The organism is Stenotrophomonas sp. P5_A8, from assembly GCF_056400545.1.
Genome location: NZ_JBFULB010000244.1, coordinates 1 through 8,488 on the forward strand (window position 1 = coordinate 1; position 8,488 = coordinate 8,488).

Below are 8,488 nucleotides of genomic sequence, written 5' to 3' on the forward strand. Positions count from 1 at the left end.
GCGCGAAGCCGACCAACGGCCGGCACGACCGGTGCAGGCCGCTCAAGCCGGCGGCGGGCCCAATTTCAACGACAGATCGATCGCCTGCACGTGCTTGGTCAGCCCGCCAATGGAGATGCAGTCCACGCCGTCCTCGGCGATCGAACGCAATCCCTCCAGGCCGACGCTGCCGGAGACTTCCAGCGGAATCCGACCCGCCGCGATCCGCACCGCTTCACGGCGCATCCCCGCATCGAAGTCATCGATCAGGATGCGTTCGCAGCCCACCGCCAGTGCCTGGCGCAACTGATCGAGGTCCTCGACCTCCACCACCAGCGGCAACTGCGGCCATTGCGCGCGCGCCGCCTGCACCGCAGCGGTCAGGGAACCGGCCGCGCGGATGTGGTTTTCCTTCAGCATCACCGTGTCGAACAACCCCATCCGGTGGTTATCGCCACCGCCGCAGCGCACCGCGTACTTCTGTGCCACGCGCAGCCCCGGCAGGGTCTTGCGGGTGTCCAGGATGCGCGCGCCGGTGCCGGCCACGGCCGCCACATGGCGTGCGGTGGTGGTGGCGGTGCCGGACAGGGTCTGCAGGAAGTTCAGCGAGGTGCGCTCGGCGCTGACCAGGCTGCGGTTGCGCCCGTGCAGGATCGCCAGCACGGTGCCGGCGGTGACGGCGTCGCCCTCGGCCACCCGCCAGTTGATGGTCACGTCGGGATCCAGCGCCCGATGGGTGGCGTCGAACCACGGCCGACCGGCGATGACCGCGTCCTGCTTGCACAGCAGGTAGGCGCTGTCGGGACGGTCGGGCAGCAGGGCGGCGGTGACATCCCCGCTGCCGATGTCCTCGGCCAGTGCGCGCGCCACATCGGCGGCGACCACCGCCGCATCGGGTGCCTCAAGGACGGACGGACTCATTTTTCCGGAAAATCGGCGATCTGCGCGGTCGCGATGGCCTCTTCGGCCAGCAGCACCGGAATGCCGTCGTCGACGCGGAACACCTGCTTGCGGTCGCGGGTCAGCAGCGCCTCGCGCAGGGCCAGGGCCTGCGCGCTGCCATCGGCCTTGACCACGGCACCGGCGCCGATCGCGCGGTTGACTGCGTCCAGGCCCTTGGCATCGAGCAGGGATAGGGGCTGGCGGGTGTCGGGCGAGCACAGCAGGTCGAGCAGCTTGCGATCCATGGATTCTTCGTCTTGCGTGGAAGATGGCTAGAATACGTCTTTAAGGCAGGTGACGGCCAATGACCCCCAACCAATCCGCGCCGCTCGTCGGCATCGTCATGGGTTCCCGCTCCGACTGGGAAACCATGCAGCACGCCGCCCAGAAGCTCGATGCGCTCGGCGTTCCCTACGAAGTGAAAGTGGTCTCGGCGCACCGTACGCCGGACGTGCTGTTCACCTATGCCGAACAGGCAGGCGGCCGTGGCCTGCGCGCGATCATCGCCGGTGCCGGGGGCGCGGCCCACCTGCCGGGCATGATCGCGGCCAAGACCGCCGTGCCGGTGCTGGGCGTTCCGGTGCAGTCCAAGGCCCTCAACGGCATGGATTCCCTGCTGTCCATCGTGCAGATGCCGGCCGGCATTCCGGTCGCCACCTTTGCCATCGGCAATGCCGGCGCGTCCAACGCGGCGCTGTTCGCCGCGGCCATGCTGGCCTCCGACCAGCCGGCCATCGGCGAGGCGCTGGAGGCCTTCCGCGCCCGCCAGACTGAAGACGTCATGGCCCACGACGATCCGCGTCAATGAGCACGAAGACCGTTGGCATCCTGGGCGGCGGGCAGCTGGCCCGCATGATGGTGCTCGCGGGCGCGCCGCTGGGCCTGCGCTTCGAGTTGTTCGACCCGGCCGCTGATGCCTGCGGTGCCCAGGTGGCGCCGCTGCAGGTGGCCGCATTCGAGGATGAGGCCGCGCTGGCCGCCTTCGCCGCGCGGGTGGATGTGGTGACCTTCGATTTCGAGAACGTGCCCGCCCGCAGTGCCCGTTTCCTGGCCGAACGCGTGCCGGTGTATCCCAATCCCGATGCGCTGGCGGTGGCCCAGGACCGGCTCAGCGAAAAGACCCTGTTCCAGCAGCTGGGCATCCCGCTGCCGCCGTTCGCCGATATCCGCAGCCGCGACGAGCTCGCCGCCAGGGTGGCCGAGTTTGGCATGCCCTGCATCGTCAAGACCCGCCGCCTGGGTTACGACGGCAAGGGCCAGTTCCGCATCCGCAGCGACGCCGACATCGACACGGCCTGGGCCACACTGGGCGATTACGTCGAGCGGACCGGGCTGATCCTGGAAGGCTTCGTCGCCTTCGATCGCGAAGTCAGCGTGGTCGCCGTGCGCGGCCGCGACGGTGAATTCCGCGCGTGGCCGGTGACCGGCAACTGGCATGTCGACGGCGTGCTGTCGGCCAGCCTGGCGCCGGCGACGTTGAGTCCTGCCCAGCACGAGGCCGCCATCGGCCATGCCCGCGCGCTGGCCGAACGCCTGGATTACGTGGGGGTGTTCGCGCTGGAGCTGTTCTGCCGCGGGGACGAGCTGCTGGTCAACGAGATGGCGCCGCGCGTGCACAACTCCGGCCACTGGACCATCGAAGGCAGCGAGACCTCGCAGTTCGAGAACCACCTGCGCGCCGTGCTCGGTTTGCCGCTGGGCGATACACGCATGCTCGGCCACGCCTGCATGCTCAACTGGCTTGGTGCGATGCCCGAAGCGGCCGCTGTCCTCGGTCAGCCGAGCGGGCATTGGCATGATTACGGCAAGCAGCCGCGCGACGGCCGCAAGGTCGGTCATGCCACGCTGCGCGACGATGATGCGCAGGCCTTGGCCGACGCGCTGGACGCGGTGGGCGGGCAGCTTGACCGTACCGCCCAGGTCGCCCCGGTGGCGGCTGCGCTACGCCGCTGAAACGGGCGCGCGGCCTGCGCGCCCGCGCCCCAGCCGACGGCGACAAACGGGTAGTGCCGGCCGTTGGCCAGCTCCTCGCCAACCAGGCAGCTGTCGCCGCTATGACGGCGCGCGCCCTCAATCCCGCAACTGCGCGGCCACGAAGTCCCAGTTGACCAGTTTCCAGAACGCCTCCAGATAGCGTGCGCGCTCATTCTGGTAGTCGGTGTAGTACGCGTGTTCCCACACATCGCAGGCCAGCAATGGCGTGCTCTGTCCGGTCAACGGGGTGCCGGCGTTGCGGGTGGTCTGGATCGCCAGCGCGCCGGACGGGTGTTGCACCAGCCACACCCAGCCCGAGCCGAACAGGCCCAGCGCGGCGCGGTCGAATTCCTCGCGCAGCCGGCGGATGTCGCCGAAGTGGCGGGTGACCAGTTCGCCCAGCCGGTCCTTGGGGTCGCCGCCACCGCGCGGATGCAGGCAGTGGAAGTAGAAGCCGTGGTTCCAGGCCTGGGCGGCAGCGTCGAACAGGCTGCCCTGGCTCTGCCGCACGATGTCTTCCAGTGGCAGCTCGGCCAGCTCGGTACCGTCGATGCGCGCGTTGACCGCCTCGATATAGGCGCGGTGGTGACGGCCGTGGTGCAGGTCCAGCGTCTCGGCCGACAGGTGGGGCTGCAGGGCGGTGCGATCGTAGGGCAGGCGGGGCAGTTCGAGGGGCATGGCTCGCGATGGATTGAGGAGAGGGACGCCGGAAGGCTTACAATGGCGATGAGGGAAGTCTATCCGACCGGCCAGGTCGGGTTGTCCCACCTGCAGGAGAGGCGTTGTGGCGGTGATGCAGCAGATCCAGTCCGAAGTGGAGCGTTACCCCCTCGTGTTGTTCATGAAGGGCACCCCGCAGTACCCCATGTGCGGTTTCTCCAGTCGCGCCATCCAGGCGCTGATGGCCGCCGGCGCGGTCGCGCTGCGCACGGTCAATGTGCTCGAGGAACCCGAGATCCGCGCCAACCTGCCGCGTTTCTCCAACCTGCCCAGCTTCCCGCAGCTGTTCATCCATGGCGAGCTGATCGGCGGCTGCGACATCGTGCTGGAGCTGTTCGAATCCGGCGAGCTCAAACGCATCGTCGAAGAGGCCTCGCAGGCATGAGTGCCGTCCCGACCGTCGTGGCCGGGACCGCATCGCTTGCCGATCGCGTCATTCTCATCGCCGGGGCCGGTGGTGGCTTCGGCAGTGCCGCTGCCATCGCCTGTGCCGAGGCCGGCGCCACCGTGGTCCTGCTCGGGCGCAAGCCGCGCCGGCTGGACCGGGTTTACGCCGCCGTCCAGGCCGTTGGCCCGGAGCCACTGCTGTACCCGCTCGATCTGGAAGGAGCCACCCCCGACGACTACGCGGTTCTGGCCGAACGCCTGCAGTCCGAGCTTGGGCGGCTGGATGGCCTGCTGTACTGCGCCGCCGATTTCGCCGGGCTGACCCCGTTCGAGCTGGCCGATCCGGGCGCCTTTGCGCGCGCGGTTCACGTCAACCTGACTGCGCCAGCCTGGCTGGCCCAGGCCTGCCTGCCGCTGCTGCGCCAGCGCGATGATGCCGCGCTGGTGTTCACCGTGGACGATCCGGCGCGGGTAGGGAAGGCCTTTTGGGGCGGCTACGGTGCCGCCCAGCACGGGCTGCGCGGGTTGATCGCCAGCCTGCATGACGAACTCGGGCGCAGCCCGGTGCGGGTCAGTGGCCTCCAGCCCGGCCCGATGCGCACCGCCCTGCGGGCGCGGGCGTTCTCCCTGGACGAAGACCGCGGCGCCCGCGACCCGGTCGACTGTGCCGCCACGGCGGTACTTCTGTTATCTGCCGCCGGCGCCGCCCACCGCGGCCAGATCCTGGACGCCTGAAGGGGCCGGGCCTGTCCGCCTTGCGGTCTACCACGGCCCGCTCCGGTAGTGCCGGCCGCTGGCCGGCTCCCCAGCCAACCCACCGGTAACCCACCCGCAGCGTTCCCTGGTTACCCTTGCACGGGCGGCGCAGCAGCCATTCAGCGAAACAGGGCCAGTTGTGAAGATCGCGTCACGATAGCGTTGTGATGGCGTGTGTTTTGTCGCCAAACCGTCACAATCCGGCGCTACCGTGTTAATCTAGTGTTAACCGTTGCGGCTGAAACCAGCCCTCGGCTAGGGAACCCAGATAAAAGTCCAGTCAGCCGCCAGCAAGGCTGCTTGGGCGCGTTTTTTTCTCCGCCATCGCCAATCTCGCATCGAGGCTACTCCCCAATGACCCACTCACGCTGTCTCCGGATGTCCAAGCTCACCCTTGGTCTCGTGGCCGCACTTGCTGCCGCTCCCGCCTTCGCCCAGAGCACCTCTGCCGGTGTCGGCGGTCAGGTCACGTCCGCCTCAGGTGCGCCTGTTGCCGGTGCCGAAGTCACCATCACGCATACCGAGTCGGGCACGGTCAGCCGTGCGACCACCGATGCAGCGGGTCGTTACAACGCGCGCGGCCTGCGCGTGGGTGGTCCGTACACCATCACCATCACCAAGTCCGGTGAAGGCACCAAGACCGAAGACGGCCTGTACCTGGGCGTCAACCAGACCGGTACCGTCAACGCGGCACTGACCGGCGACCTCGCCGCGACCAACCTGGATGCCGTCCAGGTCGTCGCCGTGGCTGCAGGCTCGGAAGTGTTCAGCGCGACCAAGATGGGTTCGGGCACCAACCTCAGCCAGCAGCAGATCGAAGTTGCCCCGTCCATCGGCGGCAACATCCAGGACCTGATGCGTCTGGATCCGCGCGTGACCTTCATCGACCGCGCCTCGGGTTCGATCTCCGCCGGCGGCCAGAACCCGCGCTTCAACTCGATCAGCATCGACGGCGTCTCGGCCAGCGACACCTTCGGCCTGGAAGGCAACAACATGCCGACCCGTCGCCAGCCGGTCGCGATGGAAGCCATCGAAGCGCTGGACATCAACCTGTCCAACTACGACGTCAGCATCGCTGCCGCCGCCGGTGCCACCGTCAACGCGGTGACCAAGTCCGGTACCAACGAATTCCACGGCTCGGTCTACGGCACCTACCGTGACGGCGACTGGTTCGGCGACAACCCGGAAGGCCAGAAGTTCAACGGCTTCACCAAGGAAAAGACCTACGGCATGACCGTGGGTGGTCCGATCCTCAAGGACAAGCTGTTCTTCTTCGCCAACTACGAAAAGTTCGAGCAGGCCGCCCCGGGCGCCGACCTCAGCACCACCCCGCTGGGCAAGGCCAACGGCCAGTTCACCCTGGCCGACGTGACCCGCGCGCAGCAGATCGCGCAGGKTTACGGCATCGAAGCCGGTGGCCTGGAAAGCAACGGCGACACCTCGATGGAAGAGTACGCGCTGAAGCTGGACTGGAACATCAGCGACAACCACCGTGCCAACATCCGTTACAGCAAGATCGACCAGAGCAAGCTGCGCATCAACGGCATGACCACGAGCTCGGCCTCGCTGAACTCGTACTGGTACCAGCACAACAAGACCAACGAGAGCTACGTCGCCCAGCTGTTCAGTGACTGGACCGACAATTTCTCGACCGAACTGAAGGCCTCGTACCGCGAGTACTCGGCCATCCGTGCGGTGTCCACCGATGCCCCGAGCGTGCGCATCTACTTCGGCGGCACCCCGACCGCGCCGTCGGGCGACTCGCTGTACCTGGGTACCGAAGTCAACTCGCAGGACAACGTCCTGACGACCAAGGCGTGGAACTACTACGCCGCCGGCACGCTGACGCTGGGCAATCATGACGTCAAGTTCGGTGCGTCGTACGACACCAACGACATCTACAACTATTACGGCGCMAACTCGTGGGGCACCTACACGTTCTACGGCCTGGACAACTTCGCCGCCGGCCGCTGGAACACCTACGACTACGCACCGGAACGCACCCCGGGTTCGATCGCCGCTGACTACACCTACAGCAACCTGGCGCTGTTCGTGCAGGACACCTGGTACGTCAACAACAACCTGACCCTGACCCTGGGCCTGCGCGCCGACCGTCCGGACACCAGCCCGGAGCCGGCCTACAACGCGGCCGCGTCGAACTTCTTCGGCTACAACAACAGCAAGGTGTTCGAAAGCAAGTTCCTGATCCAGCCGCGCTTCGGCTTCAACTACACCTTCGACACCGATCGCCCGACCCAGCTGCGTGGTGGCGTGGGCCTGTTCCAGGGTGATTCGCCGCAGGTGTGGATCAGCAACAGCTACTCGGCGACCGGTTTCAACACCAACGTCTATAGCCTCCGCAACAACCAGTATGCCGATTCGCTGAAGTTCAATCCGAACAAGGACAGCCAGCCGGTGCCGACCGCTCCGGGTTCGGCCATCCAGAACGTCAACTTCGTCGGCAACGACTTCAAGCTGCCGTCGATCTACAAGGCCAACCTGGCCCTGGACCATGAAACCCCGTGGTACGGCATCGTGGCTTCGGCCGAGCTGCTGGTTACCAAGGTCAAGGACGGCCTGTTCTACCAGAGCCTGAATCTGGGCCCGGTGCAGTACCAGGGACCGGACGGTCGTGACATGTTCTACAGCGCCCGCAAGGTCGGCGCGTGGCAGACCGCTGACTCGCGTGTCGGCAAGGACGGCCGTTACAACAACGTCTACCTGATCAACAACACCGACGAGGGTCGTACCTCGCAGTTCACCGTGTCGCTGTCCAAGCCGTGGTCCGATGCCAGCGACTGGTCCTGGAACCTGGGTTACACCTACACCGATGCCACCGAAGTCGGCTCGCTGACCAGCTCCACCGCCAGCTCGGGCTGGGGCTATCAGTACGCCTTCGACGCCAACACACCGGTCGAGAACACCTCGCGCTACCAGATCCGCGACCGCCTGTCGGGCGCGCTGAACTGGAAGCACAAGTTCTTCGGTGACTACGAGACCAAGATCGGCCTGGTGTWCGAAGGTCGCAGCGGCCGTCCGTACAGCTACGTGTTCGCCAACGACGCCAACGGCGACGGCCGTACCGCCAACGACCTGTTCTACGTGCCGAAGGGCCCGGGCGACGTGCTGTTCGGTACGCTGACCAACGCCGGTGCGTTCACCGCCGATGCCGCGATGGAGAAGAGCTTCTTCGATTGGCTTGCCGCCAACCCGGACCTGGCCAAGTACGCGGGCAGCACGCCGGGTGCGAACGGCTTCCGCAGTGGCTGGATCAACACCTTCGACGTGCGCATCAGCCAGCAGCTGCCGGGCTTCATGAAGGGTCACAAGTCGGAGATCTGGCTGGATATCCAGAACATCGGCAACATGATCAACAAGGACTGGGGCAACATCTACGACTACGGCTTCTTCGCCGACAGTCGCGTTGCCACCCTGCAGGGCATGTACCAGGGCAAGTACGTGTACAACTACCGCGGCGCCGACACCCCGACCGTCGCCAACGCCGACGCCGATGGCTTCGACGTCGGTGTGTCGCAGTGGTCGCTGCAGCTGGGCTTCCGCTACCAGTTCTGATGAACTGACGTAGCACCTGCTGCATACGGAACGGCCGGGGCAACCCGGCCGTTTTCGTTTGTCGGACGGGTCGGGCCATCGTGCCGGCTGGGGTGTCGTTCTTGCTGCCAGCCGTAACTTCATGTACTCTCAATCGGTTGCGCGCAAAGACGCGTAC

At 66.6% G+C, this 8,488-nt stretch carries 8 protein-coding genes; 5 read left to right on the plus strand and 3 right to left on the minus strand.

Annotation, left to right across the window (positions count from 1 at the left end; translation table 11 throughout):
* Window positions 1–42: 42 nt before the first annotated feature.
* Entirely contained in the window at window positions 43–900 is an 858-nt protein-coding gene (nadC, locus tag AC1DQP_RS15225; protein WP_478051930.1) for a carboxylating nicotinate-nucleotide diphosphorylase, read from the minus strand.
* Window positions 897–1,166, minus strand: coding sequence for a Trm112 family protein (locus tag AC1DQP_RS15230; protein WP_457320188.1), 270 nt, complete (start codon window positions 1,164–1,166; stop codon window positions 897–899). The genes nadC and AC1DQP_RS15230 overlap by 4 nt, the downstream gene beginning before the upstream one ends.
* A 59-nt stretch (window positions 1,167–1,225) precedes the next feature.
* Here AC1DQP_RS15230 and purE point away from each other — a divergent pair, with 59 nt between their 5' ends.
* Together purE and AC1DQP_RS15240 are read left to right on the plus strand one after the other, a co-directional pair.
* Window positions 1,226–1,729 (plus strand): 5-(carboxyamino)imidazole ribonucleotide mutase, encoded by a 504-nt coding sequence (purE, locus tag AC1DQP_RS15235; protein ID WP_256776194.1) that lies wholly within the window; start codon window positions 1,226–1,228, stop codon window positions 1,727–1,729.
* Window positions 1,726–2,874 (plus strand): 5-(carboxyamino)imidazole ribonucleotide synthase, encoded by a 1,149-nt coding sequence (locus tag AC1DQP_RS15240; RefSeq protein ID WP_256776193.1) that lies wholly within the window; start codon window positions 1,726–1,728, stop codon window positions 2,872–2,874. The genes purE and AC1DQP_RS15240 overlap by 4 nt, the downstream gene beginning before the upstream one ends.
* Window positions 2,875–2,991: 117 nt before the next feature.
* Here AC1DQP_RS15240 and AC1DQP_RS15245 read toward each other — a convergent pair whose 3' ends face one another.
* A complete protein-coding gene (locus AC1DQP_RS15245) occupies window positions 2,992–3,573 on the minus strand; it encodes a superoxide dismutase (protein ID WP_256776192.1) in 582 nt (193 codons plus the stop codon).
* A gap of 106 nt (window positions 3,574–3,679) precedes the next feature.
* On the opposite strand from AC1DQP_RS15245, the gene grxD reads away from it, so the two are divergent.
* From grxD to AC1DQP_RS15260, 3 genes are all read left to right on the plus strand, one after another.
* A complete protein-coding gene (gene grxD / locus AC1DQP_RS15250) occupies window positions 3,680–4,000 on the plus strand; it encodes a Grx4 family monothiol glutaredoxin (RefSeq protein ID WP_256776191.1) in 321 nt (106 codons plus the stop codon).
* Window positions 3,997–4,737, plus strand: coding sequence for an SDR family NAD(P)-dependent oxidoreductase (locus AC1DQP_RS15255; RefSeq protein WP_478051931.1), 741 nt, complete (start codon window positions 3,997–3,999; stop codon window positions 4,735–4,737). The genes grxD and AC1DQP_RS15255 overlap by 4 nt, the downstream gene beginning before the upstream one ends.
* Window positions 4,738–5,136: 399 nt before the next feature.
* Window positions 5,137–8,331, plus strand: a complete 3,195-nt coding sequence (locus tag AC1DQP_RS15260) for a TonB-dependent receptor (RefSeq protein WP_478051932.1) — start codon at window positions 5,137–5,139, stop codon at window positions 8,329–8,331.
* Window positions 8,332–8,488: the final 157 nt, after the last annotated feature.